Source organism: Pseudomonas sp. CP-1, assembly GCF_021213715.1.
Taxonomy (GTDB): domain Bacteria; phylum Pseudomonadota; class Gammaproteobacteria; order Pseudomonadales; family Pseudomonadaceae; genus Pseudomonas; species Pseudomonas aeruginosa.
Genome location: NZ_JAJQKY010000032.1, coordinates 20,232 through 42,975 on the forward strand (window position 1 = coordinate 20,232; position 22,744 = coordinate 42,975).

Annotated in this window: 24 protein-coding genes and 1 tRNA gene; 14 read left to right on the forward strand and 11 right to left on the reverse strand. The window is 67.2% G+C overall.

The genetic code is table 11. The features are described from left to right. Nucleotides 1–131 precede the first annotated feature (131 nt). On the reverse strand, nucleotides 132–1,835 hold the full coding sequence (locus tag LT948_RS31635) for a DEAD/DEAH box helicase (RefSeq protein WP_003119873.1): 1,704 nt from the start codon (nucleotides 1,833–1,835) through the stop codon (nucleotides 132–134). Nucleotides 1,836–2,145: 310 nt separating this feature from the next. Here LT948_RS31635 and LT948_RS31640 point away from each other — a divergent pair, with 310 nt between their 5' ends. Then, nucleotides 2,146–2,937 carry a crotonase/enoyl-CoA hydratase family protein gene (locus tag LT948_RS31640; RefSeq protein WP_003090929.1) on the forward strand — a complete coding sequence of 264 codons (792 nt, stop codon included), beginning with the start codon at nucleotides 2,146–2,148 and terminating at the stop codon, nucleotides 2,935–2,937. A gap of 26 nt (nucleotides 2,938–2,963) precedes the next feature. Here the strand turns inward: LT948_RS31640 and LT948_RS31645 are convergent, their stop codons facing one another. Continuing rightward, entirely contained in the window at nucleotides 2,964–3,713 is a 750-nt protein-coding gene (locus LT948_RS31645; protein WP_003119872.1) for a spermidine synthase, read from the reverse strand. A 175-nt stretch (nucleotides 3,714–3,888) separates the two neighbouring features. Here LT948_RS31645 and LT948_RS31650 point away from each other — a divergent pair, with 175 nt between their 5' ends. Further along, entirely contained in the window at nucleotides 3,889–5,235 is a 1,347-nt protein-coding gene (locus LT948_RS31650) for a class II 3-deoxy-7-phosphoheptulonate synthase (protein WP_003117352.1), read from the forward strand. 40 nt (nucleotides 5,236–5,275) lie between these two features. On the opposite strand, the gene LT948_RS31655 is transcribed toward LT948_RS31650, so the two are convergent. Both LT948_RS31655 and LT948_RS31660 read right to left on the reverse strand, forming a co-directional pair. Beyond that, nucleotides 5,276–6,484 (reverse strand): winged helix-turn-helix domain-containing protein, encoded by a 1,209-nt coding sequence (locus tag LT948_RS31655; RefSeq protein ID WP_073657465.1) that lies wholly within the window; start codon nucleotides 6,482–6,484, stop codon nucleotides 5,276–5,278. An 82-nt stretch (nucleotides 6,485–6,566) separates the two neighbouring features. Beyond that, nucleotides 6,567–6,800 carry a DUF1127 domain-containing protein gene (locus LT948_RS31660; protein WP_073657466.1) on the reverse strand — a complete coding sequence of 78 codons (234 nt, stop codon included), beginning with the start codon at nucleotides 6,798–6,800 and terminating at the stop codon, nucleotides 6,567–6,569. A gap of 96 nt (nucleotides 6,801–6,896) precedes the next feature. On the opposite strand from LT948_RS31660, the gene LT948_RS31665 reads away from it, so the two are divergent. Further along, nucleotides 6,897–7,751, forward strand: a complete 855-nt coding sequence (locus LT948_RS31665) for a LysR substrate-binding domain-containing protein (protein ID WP_003114756.1) — start codon at nucleotides 6,897–6,899, stop codon at nucleotides 7,749–7,751. 1 nt (nucleotide 7,752) lies between these two features. Here the strand turns inward: LT948_RS31665 and LT948_RS31670 are convergent, their stop codons facing one another. Beyond that, nucleotides 7,753–8,502: a sulfite exporter TauE/SafE family protein gene (locus LT948_RS31670; RefSeq protein ID WP_003114755.1), complete on the reverse strand. Its 750-nt coding sequence runs from the start codon at nucleotides 8,500–8,502 to the stop codon at nucleotides 7,753–7,755. Between the two features lie 100 nt (nucleotides 8,503–8,602). On the opposite strand from LT948_RS31670, the gene LT948_RS31675 reads away from it, so the two are divergent. The 3 genes from LT948_RS31675 (at nucleotide 8,603) to ohrR (LT948_RS31685) (ending at nucleotide 10,673) form a co-directional block, all read left to right on the forward strand. Beyond that, nucleotides 8,603–9,559, forward strand: a complete 957-nt coding sequence (locus LT948_RS31675; protein ID WP_016254232.1) for a LysR family transcriptional regulator — start codon at nucleotides 8,603–8,605, stop codon at nucleotides 9,557–9,559. Nucleotides 9,560–9,644: 85 nt separating this feature from the next. Beyond that, nucleotides 9,645–10,100: a hydroperoxide stress response transcriptional regulator OhrR gene (ohrR, locus tag LT948_RS31680; RefSeq protein WP_023875142.1), complete on the forward strand. Its 456-nt coding sequence runs from the start codon at nucleotides 9,645–9,647 to the stop codon at nucleotides 10,098–10,100. A 144-nt stretch (nucleotides 10,101–10,244) separates the two neighbouring features. Further along, on the forward strand, nucleotides 10,245–10,673 hold the full coding sequence (gene ohrR, locus LT948_RS31685) for an organic hydroperoxide resistance protein OhrR (RefSeq protein ID WP_003090941.1): 429 nt from the start codon (nucleotides 10,245–10,247) through the stop codon (nucleotides 10,671–10,673). A gap of 87 nt (nucleotides 10,674–10,760) precedes the next feature. On the opposite strand, the gene efp is transcribed toward ohrR (LT948_RS31685), so the two are convergent. Both efp and earP read right to left on the reverse strand, forming a co-directional pair. Further along, nucleotides 10,761–11,327 (reverse strand): elongation factor P, encoded by a 567-nt coding sequence (efp, locus tag LT948_RS31690; protein WP_003090942.1) that lies wholly within the window; start codon nucleotides 11,325–11,327, stop codon nucleotides 10,761–10,763. Between the two features lie 42 nt (nucleotides 11,328–11,369). Then, nucleotides 11,370–12,500: an elongation factor P maturation arginine rhamnosyltransferase EarP gene (gene earP / locus LT948_RS31695; RefSeq protein WP_073657467.1), complete on the reverse strand. Its 1,131-nt coding sequence runs from the start codon at nucleotides 12,498–12,500 to the stop codon at nucleotides 11,370–11,372. Nucleotides 12,501–12,655: 155 nt separating this feature from the next. Here earP and LT948_RS31700 point away from each other — a divergent pair. Both LT948_RS31700 and oprI read left to right on the forward strand, forming a co-directional pair. Next, nucleotides 12,656–12,745, forward strand: a tRNA-Ser gene (locus tag LT948_RS31700). A gap of 416 nt (nucleotides 12,746–13,161) precedes the next feature. After that, the gene (oprI, locus tag LT948_RS31705) at nucleotides 13,162–13,413 is read left to right on the forward strand and encodes an outer membrane lipoprotei OprI (protein WP_003090944.1); all 252 of its coding nucleotides are present in this window, start codon (nucleotides 13,162–13,164) and stop codon (nucleotides 13,411–13,413) included. Nucleotides 13,414–13,536: 123 nt separating this feature from the next. On the opposite strand, the gene LT948_RS31710 is transcribed toward oprI, so the two are convergent. The 3 genes from LT948_RS31710 to tesA all read right to left on the reverse strand — a co-directional run bounded on the left by LT948_RS31710 (nucleotide 13,537) and on the right by tesA (nucleotide 15,525). Next, a complete protein-coding gene (locus LT948_RS31710) occupies nucleotides 13,537–14,508 on the reverse strand; it encodes a L,D-transpeptidase family protein (RefSeq protein ID WP_021264967.1) in 972 nt (323 codons plus the stop codon). Nucleotides 14,509–14,585: 77 nt separating this feature from the next. Then, nucleotides 14,586–14,864 carry a hypothetical protein gene (locus LT948_RS31715; protein ID WP_003090947.1) on the reverse strand — a complete coding sequence of 93 codons (279 nt, stop codon included), beginning with the start codon at nucleotides 14,862–14,864 and terminating at the stop codon, nucleotides 14,586–14,588. A 55-nt stretch (nucleotides 14,865–14,919) separates the two neighbouring features. After that, nucleotides 14,920–15,525, reverse strand: coding sequence for an esterase TesA (tesA, locus tag LT948_RS31720; protein WP_073657468.1), 606 nt, complete (start codon nucleotides 15,523–15,525; stop codon nucleotides 14,920–14,922). Nucleotides 15,526–15,535: 10 nt separating this feature from the next. On the opposite strand from tesA, the gene LT948_RS31725 reads away from it, so the two are divergent. The 3 genes from LT948_RS31725 to greB are packed head-to-tail and all read left to right on the forward strand — an operon-like array spanning nucleotide 15,536 to nucleotide 19,278. Continuing rightward, nucleotides 15,536–16,219 (forward strand): ABC transporter ATP-binding protein, encoded by a 684-nt coding sequence (locus tag LT948_RS31725; protein ID WP_003090949.1) that lies wholly within the window; start codon nucleotides 15,536–15,538, stop codon nucleotides 16,217–16,219. A gap of 8 nt (nucleotides 16,220–16,227) precedes the next feature. Then, nucleotides 16,228–18,720, forward strand: a complete 2,493-nt coding sequence (locus tag LT948_RS31730; protein WP_079381427.1) for an ABC transporter permease — start codon at nucleotides 16,228–16,230, stop codon at nucleotides 18,718–18,720. 51 nt (nucleotides 18,721–18,771) lie between these two features. Continuing rightward, nucleotides 18,772–19,278, forward strand: a complete 507-nt coding sequence (gene greB / locus LT948_RS31735) for a transcription elongation factor GreB (protein WP_003090951.1) — start codon at nucleotides 18,772–18,774, stop codon at nucleotides 19,276–19,278. Between the two features lie 12 nt (nucleotides 19,279–19,290). Here the strand turns inward: greB and LT948_RS31740 are convergent, their stop codons facing one another. After that, nucleotides 19,291–19,608 (reverse strand): hypothetical protein, encoded by a 318-nt coding sequence (locus tag LT948_RS31740; protein WP_003090952.1) that lies wholly within the window; start codon nucleotides 19,606–19,608, stop codon nucleotides 19,291–19,293. A 176-nt stretch (nucleotides 19,609–19,784) separates the two neighbouring features. Here LT948_RS31740 and thpR point away from each other — a divergent pair, with 176 nt between their 5' ends. The 3 genes from thpR to LT948_RS31755 all read left to right on the forward strand — a co-directional run bounded on the left by thpR (nucleotide 19,785) and on the right by LT948_RS31755 (nucleotide 22,536). Further along, nucleotides 19,785–20,333 carry an RNA 2',3'-cyclic phosphodiesterase gene (gene thpR, locus LT948_RS31745; protein ID WP_023111601.1) on the forward strand — a complete coding sequence of 183 codons (549 nt, stop codon included), beginning with the start codon at nucleotides 19,785–19,787 and terminating at the stop codon, nucleotides 20,331–20,333. A gap of 195 nt (nucleotides 20,334–20,528) precedes the next feature. Further along, on the forward strand, nucleotides 20,529–21,464 hold the full coding sequence (gene lipA, locus LT948_RS31750; RefSeq protein ID WP_023436548.1) for a triacylglycerol lipase: 936 nt from the start codon (nucleotides 20,529–20,531) through the stop codon (nucleotides 21,462–21,464). A 49-nt stretch (nucleotides 21,465–21,513) separates the two neighbouring features. Then, entirely contained in the window at nucleotides 21,514–22,536 is a 1,023-nt protein-coding gene (locus LT948_RS31755) for a lipase secretion chaperone (protein ID WP_033984793.1), read from the forward strand. Nucleotides 22,537–22,744: the final 208 nt, after the last annotated feature.

Here is a 22,744-nt window from a genome sequence, read left to right on the forward strand (position 1 = left end):
CTTGCCAGAGGGGCTCGCCCGGGGTGACGAAACGAGAAGCCGGGGCAGGCGCGAAAAACAGCCCGGCCAGCAAACATCAAGCCCATGAAAAAGCCCCGCCGAAGCGGGGCTTTTGTTCATCGCGCTGGACCTCAGTCCTCGCGATAGCGGCGCAGGCGCAGGGCCTTGCCGGCGACGCGGGTGTCCTTGAGCTTGGTCAGCAGGCGCTCGAGGTTGGCCTCGGGCAGTTCGATCAGGCTGAAGGTATCGCGAATCTGGATGCGGCCGATGTCCTCGCGGGACAGGCCGCCCTCGTTGAGGATCGCGCCCAGCAGGTTCTTCGCCGCGACCCCGTCGCGCGCGCCGAGGGCGGTGCGGCAGCGGGCACGGCCTTCGCTCGGCGGCGCCATCGGACGACGCTCGCCGCTGCGCTCCGGACGCTCGCCGCGTTCGCCACGGTCGGCACGCTCGCGCGGTGCCGATGGGGTCAGCGGCTGTTCGCGGCGCACCGACTCCAGGTCCAGCGCCTTGCCGGCGGTCAGGCGCGCCAGCAGTGCGGCGGCCAGGGTCTCGGCATCGCAGCCGAGGCGACGGCACAGCTCGTCGCGCACCGCGCCGCGCTGCTCGACGGCGCTGTCGAGCAAGGGCGTCAGGCTCGCGGCCAGGCGCGCCAGGCGGGCCTCCAGTACGGTCTCGGCATCCGGCAGGCGGACTTCGCCGACCTTCTGCCCGGTGACCCGCTCGATCACCTGCAGCATGCGCCGCTCGCGCGGAGTCACCAGCAACAGCGCGCGCCCTTCCCGACCGGCACGGCCGGTACGGCCGATGCGGTGCACGTAGGACTCGGGGTCGTAGGGCATATCGATGTTCAGCACGTGGGTGATGCGCGGTACGTCCAGGCCCCGGGCAGCAACGTCGGTGGCGATGACGATGTCCAGCGAACCGTCCTTCAGCGACTCGATGACCCGCTCGCGCTGGGCCTGCGGCATGTCGCCGTTGAGCGCGGCGGCGCGGTAGCCCTGGCGCTCGAGCAATTCGGCGTAGTCGAGGGTGGCCTGCTTGGTGCGGACGAAGGCGATCAGCGCGTCGAACTGCTCGACTTCCAGCAGGCGCTGGATCGAACCGGCCTTCTGGTCGGCATGGACCATCAGGTGGACCTGCTCGATGCGCGCCACGGTCTGGGTCTTGGCGGCGATCTTGACGTGCTTGGGCTGCTTCAGGTGGCGCTCGGCGATGCCACGGATGGACGCCGGCAGGGTCGCCGAGAAGAGCACGGTCTGGCGCGATTCGGGAAGCGCCTCGAAGATCACTTCCAGGTCGTCCATGAAGCCGAGCTTGAGCATCTCGTCGGCTTCGTCGAGCACCAGGCGCTGGACGGTGGCCAGCAGCTTCTCGTCGCGGCGCAGGTGGTCGCACAGGCGGCCGGGGGTAGCGACGAGGATCTGTGCGCCCTGGCGCAGGGCCTTCAGTTGCGGCCCCATGGGCGCGCCGCCGTAGACGGCGACCACGCCGACGCCCGGCAATTGCTTGGAATAGGTTTCGCAGGCGGTGGCGACCTGCAGGGCCAGCTCGCGGGTCGGCACCAGCACCAGCATCTGCGGCTCGCGACGGCTCGGGTCGATGCGCGACAGCAGCGGCAGGGCGAACGCGGCGGTCTTGCCGGTACCGGTCTGCGCCTGGCCGATCATGTCGTGGCCTTCGAGGATCAGCGGAATCGATTGAGCCTGGATAGGCGAAGGCTCTTCGTAGCCTACGGCGACGATTGCCGCGAGCACATTGGGGTGAATACCGAGCGCGGCGAAGCCGACGGTTTCCTGAGTCATGGGTTTGCCTCGTATACATCCGCAAAGACCCATGACCCATGGCTGCTCATGCCCTGTACGGCCGAAACGGCCACCCAGGCAGCTGGGGCGGGGATTTGCGAGATTGCTTTTGAATTAGAAGATTACGTAAAGGAAATCCGCAGAGCGGATACACAGCCAGAGCACAGCGCTCCGAAAAATGCAGGTCCTGAACGGGGTCAGTTTTGACCGGCGCGCATCATACCGGAATTTTGACGTTTGTGTGCGTTTTTTCCGACATGCGTCATCGGAGAGACTGACAATGGACATCCCGATTCCAGACGTCTATACCGACGTTGCCCGCCCCCCGCCAGGAAACCGCCGCATGAACGACACCCTCCCAGGACGCATCAGCCGCGAACGGCGCGGCCACCTGCTGCTGCTCGGCCTCGACCGCGTGGCCAAGCGCAACGCCTTCGACCTGCCGATGCTCGACGACCTGGTCGCCGCGCTCGGCGAATACGAGGCCGACGACAAGTTGCGCTGTGCCCTGCTCTTCGCCCACGGCGAGCATTTCACCGCCGGGCTGGACCTGGCCAATGTCGGCGAGACCTTCCGCCAGGGCTGGAAACTCCCCGAAGGCGCCGTCGATCCCTGGGGCACCTTCGGCGGCCGGCGTCCAAGCAAGCCGCTGGTGGTGGCCGTGCAAGGCTACTGCTACACCATCGGCATCGAACTGATGCTGGCGGCCGACATCAACCTCTGCGCCAGCAACGCGCGCTTCGCCCAGCTCGAAGTGCAGCGCGGAATCCTCCCGTTCGGTGGCGCGACACTGCGCATGCACCAGGTCGCCGGCTGGGGCAACGCCATGCGCTGGCTGCTCACCGGCGACGAATTCGACGCCCACGAAGCCTATCGTCTCGGCCTGGTGCAGGAAGTCACCGCCCCGGAAGACCTCCTCGACCACGCCGTCGCTCTCGCCGAACGGGTCGCGGCCCAGGCGCCGCTCGGCGTGCGCGCCACCCTCGGCTCGGCGCGCCAGGCCCTGCTGGAAGGCGAAGCGGTCGCCGCCGCTGCGTTGCCGGAAGCCGCCAGGCGCCTGCTCGACAGCGAGGACGCCAAGGAAGGCCTGCGCGCGCTCCAGGAACGCCGCCCGGGACGCTTCGAAGGACGCTAGGCCGGGCCCTTGTCCGCGCGCCCTGGCTACTGGGCCGGGCGCAGGCTGTCGATATAGCCCTGCAACGAATAGCCGAGTTGCGGCTCCAGCGCCGCGGCACGCGTCCGCAGGGCTTCCTGGTCGAGTTCGAGGGCCAGGTTCGCCGGCACCAGCATCACCACGTTGCCCTCGGCCACCGGACACTCCCAGTAATGATGGTGATAGCGCCCGCGCAGCAGCGGCGCGCCCAGCGGCTTGCCATCGGTGCCGCTCCACTGGTTGATCACCAGCCAGCCATCCTCGGCGAGGCGCTCCTGGCAGGCGCCGAGGAAATTCCAGGCCAGGTGCGCGGCCGACGGGCCGGTATCGGTATAGAGGTCGAGGAAGATCAGGTCGGCCTCCGCGCATTCGCCCAGGCTCTCCAGTGCGTCGCCGATGCGCAATCGCAGGCGCGGGTCGTCGCGCAGCCCCAGATGCTCACGGGCCAGGCGCGGAATCGCCGGGCGCAGCTCGATGGCCTCGGCCTCCTCCAGCGGCAGGTGACGCAGGCAGGCCTGGGTCAGGCTACCGGCGCCGAAACCGAGGAACAACGCGCGACGCGGTTGCGAATGGCAGAGCCCGCCGAGCAGCATGGCGCGGGTGTAGTCGTATTCCAGCCAGGCCGGATCGGGCATGAACACGCAGCTCTGCTCGACACCGTCGCCGAACTCGAGGAAGCGATAGTCGCCGGACTCGATGACCCGGATGACCCCGTATTCGTCGCGCTCCTCGACCAGCAGACGTTCTTCGCTCACCACTCACCTCCCCCCGCCGCTTCGCCGGCTATCGCCAGGCGCTCCGGCAAAAGCACCGCAGCATAGCAAAGCCGGCCCGACGATGGATTTCCGCTATTGCAACGATCGCTGGCGGCGCTGCGGCGAGCTGCTCTACCATGCCGCAATCCGCTTTCCCGAGCATTGCCAAGAGTCGTAGATGAGCCAGTCCTGGAGCCCCGAGAGCTGGAGGGCCAAGCCGATCCAGCAACAACCCGAGTACCCCGATGCCGCGCACCTGGCCAGGGTCGAGCAGACCCTCGCCGGATACCCGCCGCTGGTCTTCGCCGGCGAGGCTCGCGAGCTGCGCCGGCAGTTCGCCGAAGTCACCGCCGGACGCGCCTTCTTGCTCCAGGGCGGGGATTGCGCGGAAAGCTTCGCCGAATTTTCCGCGGCGAAGATCCGCGATACCTTCAAGGTACTGTTGCAGATGGCGGTGGTAATGACCTTCGCCGCCGGCTGCCCGGTAGTGAAGGTCGGGCGCATGGCCGGCCAGTTCGCCAAGCCGCGCTCCTCCGGCGACGAAACGCAGAACGGCGTGACCCTGCCTGCCTATCGCGGCGACATAGTCAACGGCATCGGCTTCGACGAGAAGAGCCGCGTGCCGGACCCGGAGCGCCTGTTGCAGGCCTACCACCAGTCCACCGCCAGCCTCAACCTGTTGCGCGCCTTCGCCCAGGGCGGCTTCGCCGACCTGCACCAGGTGCACCGCTGGAACCTCGACTTCATCGCCAACTCGGCGCTGGCCGAGCGCTACCAGCAACTCGCCGACCGCATCGACGAGACCCTCGCCTTCATGCGCGCCTGCGGCCTGGACAGCGCGCCGCAGCTCCGCGAAACCAGCTTCTTCACCGCCCACGAAGCGCTCCTGCTGAACTACGAGGAAGCCCTGACCCGCCGCGACAGCCTGACCGGCGAGTGGTACGACTGCTCGGCGCACATGCTCTGGATCGGCGACCGCACCCGCCAGCTCGACGGCGCTCATGTCGAGATGCTGCGCGGCGTAGGCAATCCGATCGGGGTCAAGGTCGGACCGAGCATGGACAGCGAGGAGCTGATCCGCCTGATCGATATTCTCAACCCGGACAACGATCCGGGCCGCCTCAACCTGATCGTGCGGATGGGTGCCGACAAGGTCGGCGACCACCTGCCGCGCCTGATCCAGGCCATCCAGCGCGAGGGCCGCCAGGTGCTGTGGAGTTCCGACCCGATGCACGGCAATACCATCAAGGCCTCCAGCGGCTACAAGACCCGCGACTTCGCCCGCGTGCTCGCCGAAGTCCGCCAGTTCTTCGAGGTGCACCAGGCCGAAGGCAGCTACGCCGGCGGCATCCACATCGAGATGACCGGGCAGAACGTCACCGAATGCATCGGCGGTTCGCGACCGATCACCGAAGACGGCCTCAGCGACCGCTACCACACCCACTGCGACCCGCGGCTGAACGCCGACCAGTCGCTGGAGCTGGCCTTCCTGATCGCCGAAACCCTGAAGCAGGTACGCCGCTGAGCGCGCCGCGAACGCTCCCGCCGCCCGGCGGGAGCGTTCGCTAGAGCAGCACCCCGCGCAAGCGCACCGCTAACTCCCCGCGCCCCTCGATCGCCACCGTCGCCAGGCCCAGCCAGGCGGCCATGCTGCGCAACTGCTCGGCCAGATCGTGCAGGGCGGCATCGTCCATGCCGTTCGCCTCGGCATGCAGCGCATGCACCGCCAGGCGCTCCCGCGCCCGCTCGGCGCGGAGGTCGACGCGGCCGACCAGACGGCCGTTGTACAGGAATGGCAGCACGTAGTAGCCGTACACGCGTTTTTCCTTCGGCGTGTAGATCTCCAGACGATAGCGGAAATCGAACAGGCGCTCGGCCCGCGCCCGCTCCCAGACCAACGAGTCGAAGGGCGAGAGCAAGGCACTGGCGCCTAGCCGCCTCGGCACCTGCGGTTCGCCGGGGCAGTAGGCCGGCTGGCTCCAGCCCTCGACCCGGACCGGCAGCAGCTCGCCAGCCTCCACCAGTTCGGCGAGGCGCGCGCGGCTCTGCGCCGGGCTCAGCCGATAGTAGTCGCGCAGGTCCTTTTCGGTGGCCACGCCCAGGGCGCTCGCCGCCATCCGCAACAGCTCGCGCTGGGCCTGTGCCTCCGAAAGCTCGGGACGCGCCAGCAATTCCGCGGGAAACACTCGCTCCGGCAGATCATAGAGCCGCTCGAAACCGCGCCGTCCGGCCACCGTCAGCTCACCGGCGGCGAACAGCCATTCCAGCGCATGCTTTTCCGCGCTCCAGTCCCACCAGGGACCGGCCCGCTCCTGCCGCGTGCTCAGGCTGCCGGCACCCAGCGCGCCTTGCTCGCGCACCGCCTGCAACACCTGGCGGATCAGTGGCTGCTGTTCCCGGCCGAAACGTGCCAGTTGCTGGTAGATGCCCTGGCCGTCGGCGGCCTGGCGCATCCGCCAGCGCATCAGCGGGTAGTGTTCCAGCGGCAGTAGCGAGGCCTCGTGCCCCCAGTATTCGAACAACTGGCGGTGACGGCCGACACTCCAGGCTGCCTCGTCGAGCAGCGTCATGGAGTAGGGACCGAGGCGGGAAAACAGCGGCAGGTAGTGCGAGCGCACCAGCGCATTCACCGAATCGATCTGTAACAGGCCGAGGCGCGCGAGCATTTCGCGCAGATGCCGCCGCTGCACGCTGCGGCACGTCCGCCGGCCGTCGAAGCCCTGCGCGGCCAGGGCCAGGCGGCGGGCTTCGGCGAGGGAAAGCGAAAGACTCATGGAGCGCCCCAGTCGATGAAGGAGACTGCGAGTCTATCGTGCCCCCGCCGCCGCGCCAGCCCGGCGCGCCGCTGCGGTTCGCTCAATGCCGACGCAGCGGGTCGTCCCAGAAATGCCGCTCGCCCTCTTGGAAGATATCCGCCCGACTCAGGCCGAGGTCCTTCAGCGCTTCGTCGCTCATCCTCAGCAGTTCCCGGCGCTCGCGGGCCAACTGCAACCAGCGCCGCCAGCGACGCCACAACGACGGCGCAGCGGTCGAGGCGGGATGGGATGCAGCGTAGCAGTGACTGCCGAAATAATCCTGTTGACCTTTCATCGTCTTGCCCTCCGTTCGGGATAGGCACAGTCTCCCGCCAGGCATAGGATCAATCCAACGAATCATTCTTATGCAATGCATCTTGGAGATTGATGAATGAGCTACCAGCCCGGCATCGATACGGAATTGCTCCGCACCTTCGTCGCCATCGCCGAGCACGGTGGTTTCACCCGCGCCGCGGAGGCGCTGAATCGCACCCAGTCGGCGGTCAGCATGCAGATGAAGCGGCTAGAGGAGGACGTCCTGCAGCGCTCGCTGTTCGAGCGCGACGGAAGGCAGACCCGCCTCACCGCCGAAGGCCAGGTGCTGCTCGGCTATGCCCGGCGGATCCTCAAGCTGCACGGCGAGGTGTTCAACACCCTGCGCCGCCCGCACATGGTCGGCTCGGTGCGCATCGGCACCCCGGACGACTACGTGATGCGCTTCCTCCCGGCGATCCTGTCGCGCTTCGCCGAAGCCTATCCGCTGGTGCAGGTCGAGGTGCATTGCGACACCTCGCTCAACCTGCTGGCGCGCAACGACCTCGACCTGTCCATCGTCACCCGTGAGCCGGGCACCGAGATCGGCCAGTTGCTGCGCCAGGAGCCCTTCGTCTGGATGGCCGCCGAGGGCTTCTGCCCCCACGACCAGCGGCCGATCCCGCTGGCCATGTTCAACACCACCTGCTTTTGCCGGGCCTGGGCCTGCAACGCCCTGGAGGCGGCGGAACTGGACTACCGCATCGCCTACAGCAGCCCCAGCCTGTCGGCGCTGTTCGCGGTGGTCAGCGCCGGCCTCGCCGTGACCGTGCAACTGCGTAGCCTGCTCACCGGCAACCTGCGCATCCTCGACGAGAGCGAGGGCCTGCCCGCCCTGCCCTCGGCCAGCATCATGCTGATGCGCAACCCGCACAGCCAGTCGCCGGTCACCGAGAAGCTCGCCGAATACATCGGCGAGGGCTTCCGTCTCTGACTCAACCGCGCACCAGCAGGAGCACCGCGCACAACGCGAGGAAGGCACAGAAGGCCATGCGCAGGCTGCGCTCGGGCAAGGCGTGGGCCAGCCTCACGCCCCAGGAAATGCTCAGCAGGCCGCCCAGCGCCAGGGGGATCCCCATCCGCCAGTCGACATGACCGTGCATGGCGTAGGTCCCCAGCGCCACCGCCGTGCTCGGTGCGGCCAGGGCCAGCGCGAGGCCCTGTGCGACGACCTGGGCGAGGCCGAACACCGAAGTCAGCACCGGTGTCGCCAGCACCCCGCCGCCCACCCCGAAAAGCCCGCCGAGCGAACCTGCGCCAAGGCCCAGCACGCCCATCCAGGGCAAACCGTAGCGCGGCGTCGCGCCGCCCTGCGGCGGGCGCCGGAACAGGCGCCAGAACATGTAGCCGGCCAGCGCCAGGAGGAAGATCACGAACGCTTCGCGCATCCGCGCCGCATCGATCCGCGCGGCCACGCTGGACGCCAGGAACGCGCAAAGCAGGCCGGTCAGGGCAAGGACTCCGGCCTGGCGCGGATCGATGCGGTTGCGCTGGTGGTAGCGCCACAACGCCAGCACCACGTTCGGTACCACCATCACCAGCGCGGTACCCTGCGCCAATTGCTGGTCGAGGCCGAAGATCACCCCCAGCGCCGGGATCGCCAGCAGGCCGCCGCCTATCCCGAACAGACCGCCCAGGCAACCGAGCACCATCCCCAGCAGGAAATCGAGAAATACATCCAGCATGTCAGCCCCTCTTTCGACGCCTCCATGCTAGGCAAGCGTGGCTGGATGGGAAACGCACAAGAAAGCACAATGGCTATGCCAATCACGCAAAGGCATGAGCATGTTGCCCGATACCCTCAGCGAACAGTTCGTTCTCTACCTCGATGTCCTCGATGGCGGCAGCTTCTCCGCCGCTGCCCGCAAGCACCCGCTCACCCCGTCCGCCGTAGCGCGCCGGATGGACGCCCTGGAGCGCGCCGTCGGCAGCACCCTGCTGGTGCGCACCACCCATGCGGTACGCGCCACGCCGGCCGGCCTGGCCTTCGCCGACCGCGCCCGGCGGATCGTCACCGAACTGCGCCTGGCCCGCGCCGAAGCGGTGTCCCTGAGCACCGCGCCGCAGGGCCTGATCCGTATCGATGCGCCGGTGCCCTTCGGCCGCCGCCACCTGGCCCCGGCGATCGCCGACTTCCTCAAGGCCAACCCCGGGCTGGACGTGCAATTGCGCCTGATCGGGAGTTTCATCGACCTGCAGGGCGAACATCTCGGCGAGGTCGACCTGGTGTTGCGCGCCGGCCCGCTGCCCGACAGCCGCCTGGTGGCCACTTCGCTGGCGCCGATGGTGCGGGTGGTCTGCGCCAGCCCGGAGTACCTGCGCGAACACGGCGTTCCCGCATCCCCCGGCGAACTGCCGGAGCATGCCGGCATCGATTGGGACAACCTGTCGCCACCCTATGCCTGGCGCTTCCAGCACGACGGCAAGCTCCAGCACCTGCGGCCGAAACGGGCGCGGCTGGCCACCAATAACGCCGAAGCGATGGTCGACGCGGCGCTGGCCGGCCTCGGCATCGCCCACCTGCCGACCTGGCTATGCAGCGAGTACCTGCTGCGCGGCGAACTGCAGGCGCTGTTCTGCGACGAGGGCTTGCCCGCCGCCGAGCCCACCTGCATCTATGCTCTGCGCCTGGAACGCGAAGCCAGTTCGCGAACCCGCCTGCTGCTGGCTTTCCTCCGCGAGCGCTTCGGTTTTCCGCCACCCTGGGACCAGGCCCTGCAGCAGCGTCTCGGCGAGCGCTGAAGACACCACCCGGCGGGAAACCTGGAAAGCCAATAGCCACTACGCTAAATTCATGCACAGCGCCCTACTTACTTGGAAGACAGCCATGTCCCGACTGCCCACCCCCCCTTGCGAGCAGCTCAAGCTGGACAACCAGCTGTGCTTCGCCCTGTATTCCACCTCGCTGCAGATGACCAAGGTCTACAAGCCCCTGCTGCAAGCGCTCGGCCTCACCTATCCGCAGTACATCGCCATGCTGGTGCTATGGGAACGCGACGGCCTGACCGTGGGCGAAATCAGCGCACGCATGCTTACCGACCCGGGATCGCTCACGCCTCTGCTCAAGCGCCTGGAGGGCGAAGGTCTGATTACCCGCACTCGCAGCAGCGAAGACGAACGCGTAGTCCTGCTGCGCCTGACCGACAAGGGCCGCGCCCTGCAGCGACAGGCCGAGAGCATTCCCGCCTGCATCCTGGAGAGTACCGGCCTCGACTTGCCACAGCTGGTCGCCCTCAAGGATGAGCTGCTGGCCCTGCGCGGCAACCTGCAAGCACCGGACTGAGGGGCTTATACCTACCTGTCTGGTTTTTATCGCCAAATCTTCCAACGATTTATCTTGCGCACAAAATAGCGTGACGATAAATTTCATTTCACGCACTTACTTAGCGCGCAAGAAATTAACGCACAATCTAGACAGGTGACCCTCATGCAAACCATCAAGGCTCTCTACACCGCAAGCGCAACCGCCACCGGAGGCCGTGACGGCCGTGCGGTATCCTCGGACGGCGTGCTCGACGTGAAACTCAGCACTCCGCGCGAACTGGGCGGCCAGGGCGGCGCGGCCACCAACCCGGAACAACTGTTCGCCGCCGGCTACTCGGCCTGCTTCATCGGGGCCCTGAAGTTCGTTGCCGGCCAGCGCAAGCAGACCCTTCCCGCCGACGCCTCGATAACCGGCAAGGTCGGCATCGGCCAGATTCCCGGCGGCTTCGGCCTGGAGGTCGAACTGCACATCAGCCTGCCTGGCCTGGAGCGCGAAGCCGCCGAAGCGCTGGTAGCCGCCGCCCACCAGGTCTGCCCCTACTCCAACGCTACCCGCGGCAATATCGACGTACGCCTGAACGTGTCGGTCTGAAGCTTCCGACTCTCCGCGCCGCGGCGGCGGACAGCGGAAACGAAAAAGCCCGGCGAATGCCGGGCTTTTTCTCGTCGCGCGAAAGGATCAGGCCTTGACGCGGGACTTGTACTCGCCGGTGCGGGTATCGATCTCGATCGAGTCGCCGATTTCGCAGAACGCGGAAACCTGCAGCTCGGCGCCGTTGTTCAGGCGCGCGGTCTTCATCACCTTGCCCGAGGTGTCGCCGCGGACGGCCGGCTCGGTGTAGGCGATCTGGCGAACGATGGTAGTCGGCAGCTCTACCGAGATCACCTTGTCGTTGTAGAACACGGCTTCGCAGATGTCGGTCATGCCGTCTTCGATGAAGGTCAGCACGCCTTCCAGATCGTCTTTCTCGATCTCGTACTGGTTGAACTCGCTGTCCATGAAGACGTACAGCGGGTCGGCGAAGTAGGAGTAGGTCACTTCCTTGCGATCGAGGATGATCGGCTCCAGCTTGTCGTCGGCCTTGAACACGGTCTCGGTACCGGCGCCGGTCAGCAGGTTCTTCAGCTTCATCTTGACGACGGCAGCGTTACGGCCGGACTTGTTGAACTCGGCCTTCTGGATGACCCAGGGAGCGCCATTGATGTTGGCAACCTGGCCGGCGCGGAACTCTTGAGCGGTTTTCATACGAATATCCGATGGATGAAAGACAAAAAATCAGGCCGCGTATCATAGCCAATCTGCGTAAAATTGCACCAGCCTTGCCGCAAGATCCGGACGCATGCCCTGTTCGTCGGCCCAGCGCTGCGCTTCCCTACGCCACTCGGGCAGTTGCCTCTCCAGCCCCTCCCAGGCCCCGGCAAGTCCACCGCCGGCGTTCCACGCCAGCCAGAAGGTGCGCAGGTTTTCCGCCAGGTCGACGGGCAGGCCGGCGCAATAGAGTTCGAGGAATGCCTCGAGCTTCGCCAGGTGCGCCTCCTCTTCCTGTCTATAGATGTGCCAGAGCAGCGGCCGTCCCGCCCACTGCGCGCGAACGAAGGAGTCCTCGCCGCGCACCGCGTTCAGGTCGCAGCACCACAACAGGCGATCGTAGTCGTCCTGCGCCATGAACGGCAGCACCTGGACCCGCAACGCGTCGCGCACATGGACGTCCCCGACGGCCAGGGTAGCCACCCGCAGCCAATCGGCGACATCCGCCAGCACCCGCCCCTCCGGCACCAGCAGCAGGCTCGGCTGGCGGGCGTCGCGCAGTTGTTCCAGCCAGCCAGGCAGCGCCGGGTTTTCGTAGGCAAACAGCGAAATCAGTCGCTCGCCAACCTTCCGCCGCACGCCGAGGGAGGCGAGAAACTCATCCTGCGCCGAGGCAGAGGCCTGGAAACGGCGCCGACGTTCCAGCAGGCCGGCCTCGCGCAACAGGCCGCCACTGGGCTCGCGGAACCCGGGAAAGAAGAAGTACTTGGAAAGCCCGCACGCCTGCAGCGACGGCAATGCGTGGCAACTGCCGATCCATTCCTCGGCACTCAGGTACTCCAGGTTCAGCCACAGGGACGGCCGCTCGCGCTCGCGCATGGCCTGCCGGTGCGCCTCCGGCAGTTCGCAGGCGAAGGCCTCGATCACCACGTCGGCCGCCACCACCGATGCCCACGGCCGGCCCCAGGCACGCACTTCGACCCCATCCAGGCACTGCACGTGCGCCGCCGGGTCCGCCCGCGGACAGATCCGGGCGAAGGCCTGCGGCTCGTCCACCCACAGGCGCACGGCCTGACCGTACTCGGCGGCCAGTTGGCGAGCCAGGCGCCAGGTGACGCCGATGTCGCCATAGTTGTCGACCACGCTACAGAAAATGTCCCAGCTCGCCATCCGCCTCTCCTCTTCGTGCCCGGCAGTCTACCAAGGCACCCCGCGGACTTTCCTCCGACGACCTAAGCCGATGAAAAAGTTAAAAAAATATTTGCCAAGCGGGAAATGTTCGAGTAAATTGCGCGCCTCGACAGACACGGCGCTGTCGAGAACCTGGTGAGGTGTCCGAGTGGTTGAAGGAGCACGCCTGGAAAGTGTGTATACGGGAAACCGTATCGAGGGTTCGAATCCCTCCCTCACCGCCAGATCGCAAGAAGGCCCGGCTAATCAAGTTAGCCGGGCCTTTTTCATTTCCGCACCAATACTTACGGCATTTCCGGCAACATGCTGGCAACTTAGTTGTTACTTGCCACTCCCCGCCAAGTCGATAAGCGCCAGCCACTCCGGCGGAACATTCTCGACAACCCGGCAGCCCTCATCCCCCGCCTCTTGCAGCAACTCTACCCAAGGTCCGGGAAATTGCTTACTTGCGCCGCACGCTGGATATTTTTTGAACAAACGACACTCCAACTACTGCTAAAGTCGGGGGGACTAAAAAAAAAGTTGCTCGGCTTGCGCTTGGTCAGTTTACTTACTACAAGTAATGGGTAGTATGTAGCCGGCTAATTTCCCCGGCTGGGGAGATTGCTGTTATGGAAATGTCCACCTTAAGGGGAACACGATGAACAACGTTCTGAAATTCTCTGCTCTGGCTCTGGCTGCTGTTCTGGCCACCGGTTGCAGCAGCCACTCCAAAGAAACCGAAGCTCGTCTGACCGCTACCGAAGACGCAGCTGCTCGTGCTCAGGCTCGCGCTGACGAAGCCTATCGCAAGGCTGACGAAGCTCTGGGCGCTGCTCAGAAAGCTCAGCAGACCGCTGACGAGGCTAACGAGCGTGCCCTGCGCATGCTGGAAAAAGCCAGCCGCAAGTAATAGGTCTCACGACCTGTTGAAAACCGGTCCCTCGGGGCCGGTTTTTTTATGCCTGCGTTTCGCCGGGCATGAAAAAACCCGCGTCCCTTGCGGGTACGCGGGCCTCTGCCTCGACGCTCTCCGTCAGGGCGTAAGCTGGGTAGGATCGCTATCCACCGTCGCGGTCATCGCCGGCGCCGATTCCTGGGCGATTTCCACCGGCACGCCATCCTCCGAGGCCACCACTTCGCGGACCACGTCCCAGTTCAACTGGATACGCTTGGCCAGGTCGTCGCGCTTGAGCAGGGTATTGATCACCGCGGTGTGCTTATCCACCACCGACGGGTCGCCATGGTCGTTCAGCGGCGTATGCGCCTCCAGGTAGACCTTGCCGTTGCTCACGCCGAACTTGTAGGGCTCGTTGATGATACGCACGCTGGTGCCGACGCTGATCATCGAGAACAGGTGGGTCACGTCGGCGTTGTACATGCGGAAGCAGCCATGGCTGGTGCGGGTGCCGATGCCGAACTTCTTGTTCGAACCATGGATCAGGTAGCCCGGCACACCCAGGGTCAGCTTGTACGGTCCCAGCGGATTGTCCGGGCCCGGCGGCACCACGGTCGGCAGCGGATCGCCATCGGCGGCGTGCTCGGCGCGGATCGAGGCCGGCGGATACCAGGCCGGGTCCTTGGTCTTGGCGGTGATGCGGGTGTTCGCGATCGGCGAACCCCAGCCCTCGCGGCCGATGCCCAGCGGATAGGTGTGCACCACGCTCTGCCCTTTCGGGTAGTAGTACAGGCGGTACTCGGCCAGGTTGATCACCACGCCTTCGCGCGGGCCAGGCGGCAGCACGAAGCGGGTCGGGATGATCACCTCGGTGCCGACGCCCGGCAACCAGGGATCGACGCCGGGGTTGGCGGCGACCATTTCGCTGTAGCCCAGGTTGTACTGCTCGCCGAGGTCGGCGAAAGTGTCCTCGTACTTGGCCTTGATCACCTGGACCTGGCCGACGACGTCCTCGCCCGGAGGCGGGAGCTGCAGTTCCAGGGCCGATGCGGAGCCGGCCGAAAGCAGCGCGGCGAAAGACAGTGAGACAACGGGTACGCGCGACAACATTCCGGAGAATCCTTGGCGAGTGCGATGAAGGAGTAGGAAAGACAGTGTAACACCCCGCCAGGTTTCACCGGGAGGGCTCAGACCAACCAGGACAGGCGCTCCCCGCGCTTTTCCGCCTCCAGTTGTTTCCGGCAATCGGGACACAGCAGCCGGTCGCGCAGACGCGCCCGTTCCAGCGGCTGCCAGCGCGGCTGGGCCGGCAGCAGCTTGCCGCAAAGCGTGCGGTCCGCCGGGGTATCCAGCTCCAGCTGACGCGCCACCACATGCACCCGGACCTCGCGACAGGCGAACAGGTCCAGCTGATCGTCGGGCTCGATCAGTTGATAGGCGTAGAGGGTCCAGGCGGGACGCGGCATGGGGGGCTCCTGAGGGGTGCGCAACCTTAGCCGAAAGCGGTTTCCCGGGGAAGTCTCAAAGCAGCGGTTTCAGCGTCGGCCAGACATTTTCCAGGAGCCTCGGCTGGGCGGCGAGCGCCGGATGGATGCCATCCGCCTGCATCATCCCCTGGACCCCGCCGACCCCTTCGAGGAAAAACGGCACCAGGGCGGTCTTTTCCTGCGCCGCGACCGCGCCGTAGACCTTGGAAAAGGCCTCGATGTAGCGCGGGCCGTAGTTCGGCGGCAACTGGATACCCAGCAGCAGCACCCTCGCCCCTTCCGCCCGGGCCTTTTGCGCCATGCTGGCAAGATTCTGTTGCAATTGCGCCGGCGCCATTCCGCGCAGCCCGTCGTTGCCTCCCAGCTCGATCACCACCAGCGCCGGCTTCTCCTCGGCAAGCAGCGCCGGCAGGCGCGCCAGGCCGCCCGCGGAGGTGTCGCCGCTGATCGAGGCGTTCACCACCCGGTAGTCGTAACCTTCGTCGGCGAGGCGCTTCTGCAGCAGGGCGACCCAGCCCTGGCTGGTATCCAGTCCCAAAGCGGCGCTGATACTATCGCCCACGACCAACAGCGTCTGCGCCGCGGCCTGCTGGGTCAGCAGGACCAGGGCCAGGCAGCCGCTCAACAGCAATGCACGCATCGGAACCTCCATGAGCGCCAGCATTCTCAACGCGCAGAACCTTAGCAAGGTTGTCGGTAGCGCGGAAGGCAAGTTGACCATCCTCCACGACCTCTCCCTCGACCTCGCCCGCGGCGACAGCCTGGCGATCGTCGGCAGCTCCGGCTCCGGCAAGTCGACCCTGCTCGGCCTGCTCGCCGGGCTCGACCAGCCCAGCGGCGGCGAGGTCCGTCTCGCCGGGCACGCCCTCGGCGACCTCGACGAGGACCAGCGGGCGCGCGTCCGCGCGGCCCATGTAGGCTTCGTGTTCCAGTCGTTCCAGTTGCTCGACAGCCTCGATGCGCTGGAGAACGTGATGCTGCCCCTGGAGCTGGAAGGCCGCGCCGACGCTCGCCAGCGCGCCAGAGAACTGCTCGAGCGAGTCGGCCTCGGCCAACGCCTGGGCCACTATCCGCGCCAGCTCTCCGGCGGCGAGCAGCAGCGGGTCGCCATTGCCCGCGCCTTCGCGGCGGAGCCGGACGTGCTGTTCGCCGACGAACCCACCGGCAACCTCGACAGCGCCACCGGCGAGCGGATCAGCGACCTGCTCTTCGAACTCAACCGCGAACGCGGTACCACCCTGGTCCTGGTTACCCACGACGAGCGTCTGGCGCATCGCTGCCGGCGCCTGATCCGTCTGGAAAGCGGACGCCTGATCGACCGGGTCGAACCCTGATGAAGCCGGTGCCCCTCTCCCGCCTACTGAGCCTCGCCGGTCGCCAATTGTTCCGCGAGTCGCGCAGCGGCGAGCTGCGCGTGCTGTTCTTCGCCCTGCTGATCGCGGTCGCCTCGAGCACCGCCATCGGCTATTTCAGCGCCCGCCTGAACGGCGCCATGCTCGCCCGCGCCGCCGAGTTCCTCGGCGCCGACCTGGTGCTCAACGGTACCCAGCCGGCAAGCGCCGAACAGATCGAACGCGGCACCCGTCTGGGCCTGCGCCACGCCGACAGCGTCGAGTTTTCCAGCGTGATCGCCACCGACCAGGGCATCCAGCTCAGCAGCATCAAGGCGGTCGGCGACCGCTACCCCTTGCGCGGCCAGCTCAAGAGCGCTGCCGCGCCGTTCGCCGCCGAGCAGGCCGGCGGTCGTCCGCAGGCGGGCGAGGTATGGGTCGAATCGCGCCTGCTGGTCAGCCTCGACCTGAAGGTCGGCGACAGCATCGAGATCGGCCGCAAGCCGCTGCGCATCGCGCGCATCCTTACCTACGAGCCGGACCGCGCCGGCGACTTCTACAGCCTGACGCCCCGCGCCATGATGAGCCTGGCCGACCTCGATGCCACCGGGGTGGTCCAGCCGGGCAGCCGGGTGCGCTACCGCGATCTGTGGGAAGGCCCGCCGGAAGCCCTCCAGGCCTATCGCCAGCAGGTCAAGGGCAGCCTCGCCGCCAACCAGCGCCTGCAGGATGCCCGCGACGGCAACCGCCAGGTGGGCGATGCCCTCGGCCGCGCCGAGCGCTACCTGAACCTGGCCAGCCTGGCCGCGGTGCTGCTCGCCGGCGTCGCCGTGGCGCTGTCCGCCGCCCGTTTCGCTGCACGGCGCTACGACGCCAGCGCGCTGCTGCGCTGCCTCGGTCTGTCGCGCAGCGAAACCCTGCTCCTCTACGCGCTGCAACTGTTGCTGCTGGGCCTGCTCGCCAGCGCCATCGGCGCCCTGCTCGGCTGGTTGGCGCAGCTCGGCCTGTTCCGCCTGCTCGCCACGCTGCTGCCGCCGGACGTACCAGCCGGCGGCCTGTTCCCCGCCTTCGCCGGGATCGCCACCGGCCTGGTAGCGCTGGCCGGCTTCGCCCTGCCGCCGCTGGCAGCCCTGGGCCGGGTACCGCCGTTGCGGGTCCTGCGCAGCGACCTGCTGCCGGTGCCGATGCGCACCTGGATGGCCTACGCCTGCGCCCTGCTCGCCCTGGGCCTGATCATGTGGCGGTTGAGTCTCGACCTGAAGCTGACCCTCGCCCTGCTCGGCGGCGGCCTGGTCGCCACGCTGGTGCTCGGCGCCCTCCTGCTGCTCGGCCTGAACGGCCTGCGCCGGGCACTGGCGCGTGCCAGCCTGCCATGGCGGCTGGGACTCGGCCAGTTGTTGCGGCACCCGCTGGCCGCCGCCGGACAGAGCCTGGCCTTCGGCCTGATCCTGCTGGCCATGGCCCTGATCGCCCTGCTTCGCGGCGAACTGCTGGATACCTGGCAGGCCCAGTTGCCGCCGGACGCCCCCAACCATTTCGCCCTGAACATCCTGCCGACGGAAAAGGACGCCTTCGAACGTCGCGTGCAAAAGCTCTCCCCCGGCGCCGAGCCGCTGTTCCCCATGGTTCCCGGGCGCCTGGTAGCGGTGAACGGCAAGCCGGTCCAGGCGCTCGACGAAGACGTGCGCAGCGAGCGTGCCCTGCAGCGCGACCTCGGCCTGACCTGGTCAGAGCGACTGCCCTCCGGCAACCAGCTCACCGCCGGACGCTGGTGGAGCGCGCCGCAGCCGGGGGCCCTGCCGGGCGTGTCGGTGGAAGAGAAGCTGGCCGCCAACCTGCGTATCCAGGTCGGCGACCGGCTCACCTTCAGCGTCGCCGGGCAGAATCGCGAGGTCCAGGTCCAGAGCCTGCGCAAGGTGAAGTGGGACAATTTCCAGCCGAACTTCTTCATGGTCTTCCAGCCCGGCACCCTGACCGACCTGCCGGTGACCTACCTGACCAGCTTCTACCTGCCGGCCAGCCAGGAACGCGACCTGATCGCACTGGCCCGCGCCTTCCCCACCGTCACCCTGCTGCCGGTAGACGCCCTGCTGAGCCAGCTGCGGAGCATCCTCGACCAGGTCACCCTGGCCGTGGAGTACGTGCTGGTGTTCGTTCTCGCGGCGGGCTTCGTGGTGCTCTTCGCCGGCCTCCAGGCGACCCTCGACGAGCGCGTGCGCCAGGGTGCCCTGCTGCGCGCGCTGGGTGCCGAGCGCGAGTTGCTGCAACGTACCCGGCGGGTCGAGTTCGCCCTGCTCGGCGCAGTCAGCGGCCTGCTCGCGGCGCTCGGCTGCGAGGCGGTCAGCCTGCTGCTCTACCGACTGGTCTTCGACCTGCCGTGGCAAGCGCACCCCTGGTTGCTCGCGCTGCCTCTGGTAGGCGCCGTGCTGGTAGGCGGCGCTGGCCTGCTGGGTACCCGTCGCGCCCTCAACAGCAGCCCGCTGCGGGTCCTGCGCGAGGGCTGATCGGATACACTGGCAGGCTTTCATCCGTTCATTTGTGGAACCACCCGAACCATGAGTCGCTATCGTCCACCGCGCACCGCCGGCACCCCGCTGATCACTCCGGAGGGCGCCGCGCGGTTACGTGCAGAGCTGCATGAACTCTGGCACGTGCGCCGTCCCCAGGTGACCCAGGCGGTCAGCGAAGCCGCCGCCCTCGGCGATCGCTCGGAAAACGCCGAATACATCTACGGCAAGAAGATGCTCCGCGAGATCGACAGTCGCGTGCGCTTCCTGCGCAAGCGCCTGGAAAACCTGAAAGTGGTCGGCGAGCGGCCGGCGGATCCGAACCGGGTGTACTTCGGCGCCTGGGTGACCCTGGAAGACGAAGACGGCGAGCAGGCCCGCTATCGCATCGTCGGCCCCGACGAACTGGACCTGCGCAACAACCAGATCAGCATCGACTCGCCGCTCGCCCGCGCACTGGTCGGCAAGGAGCTGGACGCCGAGGTGCTGGTGCGCACCCCGGCCGGGGAAAAGCTCTGGTTCGTCGTCGAGATCGAGTATCCACCGGCGCCCTGAGGGGCCACGCGCTCAGCGCAGGATACGGCGGGTGATCAGGCCCTGGCGGGCGACCCGGATCAGTTGCCGGACCACCAGGTCCAGGTCTTCCGCCCCGGGGGCCTGGACCACGGCGAAGTCGAACGCGTCGCTGGGGAAGCGCGCCAGGTCCTTGCCGTCCTGGGCGAACTGGATAAGGAAGGTACGCGAACCGTTCCAGCGCTTCGGCCAGCCTTCGAGGTAACGGACGAGGGTCGGCTGGTGCGGCCCGCTGAGGAGAATCCTCGGGTTCCGCCGGACCAGGCCGGTAGTGATGGGTGCCAGGCGCAATTGCGTGCTGGGACAGGTCATGACGTCATGTCTCCGCCTCTTCGGTCCCGCTGGACAGCGGTGAGAGGCAACACCGAGCCAGCGCTTTAGCGGTATTTCGGCTGCTGCCGGGCGCCCCGCAAGTTGCTGTTTAAATCGGCGCACGCGCATCCTAGAAAAGCCGCATGGAGACTGTCAAGAAACACGCGGAGGCGCCCATGCCCGATCGCTCTCTTCGCCTGTTCTTCGCCCTGCCCTGTCCACCTCCCCTCGCCGAGCGGATCGGCCGGTGGCGCGATGACCGGCCACTGCCCGGACGCCAGGTGGCGACGGCGAACCTGCACCTGACCCTGGCCTTCCTCGGGCAGGTCCCGTCCGCTCGGCTCGAGGCCCTGCTGGACATGGCCGCGGCCATCGAGGCCGCGCCCTTCGACCTGTGTCTCGACCGCCTGCTGCGCTGGAGGAACGGCATCCTGCTGCTGGCCCCCAGCCAACCGCCCGGCGCCCTCCTGCGCCTGCGCCGCGCCCTGCGCTCCGGCCTTGCCGAACTGGAGCTGCCCGTGGAAACCCGCCCATTCAGCGCCCATCTGACCCTGGCTCGCGATGCCGCGCCGCTGGAGGACGTCCCGCCACCCCCAACCTTCGTATGGCAGGTCGACCATTTCAGCCTGTTTTGCTCGCAAAACGACGCCGCGGGCGTGCGCTACCGCACACTCGGTCGCTGGGCGTTGTGCGGGGAAGATTCAAACGAGCGTTTCGCGCCGTAACAACCCGCCTCTTCCGCTCTGCCACGCAGGTTATGACCGGCCGCCAGGAAGCCGCGGATTTCCTGGCCTGGAGGAAAAAAGCCGAAGCTGGCACGGTTCCTGCGCAAGGGACAGCGAAGCGGTTCTCCCGGAAGGATTCGGGCGATGGCTGGCAGGACGCGCCCCTCGGCCCCATCAACCTGAGATGAGAACAACATGAAGAAGAAGTCTCTGCTCCCCCTCGGCCTGGCCATCGGCCTCGCCTCTCTCGCTGCCAGCCCCCTGATCCAGGCCAGCACCTACACCCAGACCAAATACCCCATCGTGCTGGCCCACGGCATGCTCGGCTTCGACAATATCCTCGGGGTCGACTACTGGTTCGGCATTCCCAGCGCCTTGCGCCGTGACGGTGCCCAGGTCTACGTCACCGAAGTCAGCCAGTTGGACACCTCGGAAGTCCGCGGCGAGCAGTTGCTGCAACAGGTGGAGGAAATCGTCGCCCTCAGCGGCCAGCCCAAGGTCAACCTGATCGGCCACAGCCACGGCGGGCCGACCATCCGCTACGTCGCCGCCGTACGTCCCGACCTGATCGCTTCCGCCACCAGCGTCGGCGCCCCGCACAAGGGTTCGGACACCGCCGACTTCCTGCGCCAGATCCCACCGGGTTCGGCCGGCGAGGCAGTCCTCTCCGGGCTGGTCAACAGCCTCGGCGCGCTGATCAGCTTCCTTTCCAGCGGCAGCACCGGTACGCAGAATTCACTGGGCTCGCTGGAGTCGCTGAACAGCGAGGGGGCCGCGCGCTTCAACGCCAAGTACCCGCAGGGCATCCCCACCTCGGCCTGCGGCGAAGGCACCTACAAGGTCAACGGCGTGAGCTATTACTCCTGGAGCGGTTCCTCGCCGCTGACCAACTTCCTCGATCCGAGCGACGCCTTCCTCGGCGCCTCGTCGCTGACCTTCAAGAACGGCACCGCCAACGACGGCCTGGTCGGCACCTGCAGTTCGCACCTGGGCATGGTGATCCGCGACAACTACCGGATGAACCACCTGGACGAGGTGAACCAGGTCTTCGGCCTCACCAGCCTGTTCGAGACCAGCCCGGTCAGCGTCTACCGCCAGCACGCCAACCGCCTGAAGAACGCCAGCCTGTAGGACCCCGGCCGGGGCCTCGGCCCCGGCCCTTTCCCGGAAGCCCCCTCGCGTGAAGAAAATCCTCCTGCTGATTCCACTGGCGTTCGCCGCCAGCCTGGCCTGGTTCGTCTGGCTGGAACCTTCCCCCGCCCCCGAGATGGCGCCCCCGGCCAGCGCGCAGGCGGGCGCAGACCGCGCCCCGCCAGCAGCCTCCGCGGGAGAAGCGGTGCCGGCCCCCCAGGTCATGCCGGCCAAGGTCGCGCCGCTGCCAACCTCCTTCAGGGGCACCAGCGTCGATGGCAGTTTCAGTGTCGACGCCAGCGGCAACCTGCTGATCACCCGCGACATCCGCAACCTGTTCGACTACTTCCTCAGCGCCGTCGGCGAAGAGCCCCTGCAGCAAAGCCTGGACCGCCTGCGCGCCTATATCGCCGCCGAACTCCAGGAGCCGGCGCGCGGCCAGGCGTTGGCGCTGATGCAGCAATACATCGACTACAAGAAGGAACTGGTGCTGCTCGAACGCGACCTGCCGCGCCTGGCCGACCTCGACGCCCTGCGCCAGCGGGAAGCCGCGGTGAAAGCCCTGCGCGCGCGGATCTTCAGCAACGAAGCGCACGTGGCGTTCTTCGCCGACGAGGAAACCTACAACCAGTTCACCCTGGAGCGCCTGGCGATCCGCCAGGACGGCAAGCTCAGCGCCGAGGAAAAGGCCGCCGCCATCGACCGCCTGCGTGCCAGCCTGCCGGAAGACCAGCAGGAAAGCGTGCTGCCGCAACTACAAAGCGAACTGCAGCAGCAGACCGCCGCCCTCCAGGCCGCTGGCGCCGGCCCGGAAGCCATCCGCCAGATGCGTCAGCAACTGGTGGGCGCCGAAGCCACCACCCGCCTGGAGCAACTCGATCGGCAACGCTCGGCCTGGAAGGGCCGGCTGGACGACTATTTCGCCGAGAAGAGCCGGATCGAAGGCAATGCCGGGCTGAGCGAAGCCGACCGCCGCGCGGCGGTCGAACGCCTGGCCGAGGAGCGCTTCAGCGAACAGGAACGCTTGCGCCTGGGCGCGCTGGAACAGATGCGCCAGGCCGAGCAGCGCTGACCGACACGGAAACGCCAAGAACGCGGCGAAGGGCGCTTCGGCGGATAACGCTACCCTCAGGGGTGCAGCCCTGGCGTGGCCGGCGAGGCGGAAACCTTGTGCTCCGCGCCGCAACGAAAAAGGGCGGCCACCCGAAGGTGTCCGCCCTTTTTCGTCGCCAGCCTGAGAGAGAGTGAGATAAACCAGAAGGGTAAAGCGAGAAAATTGT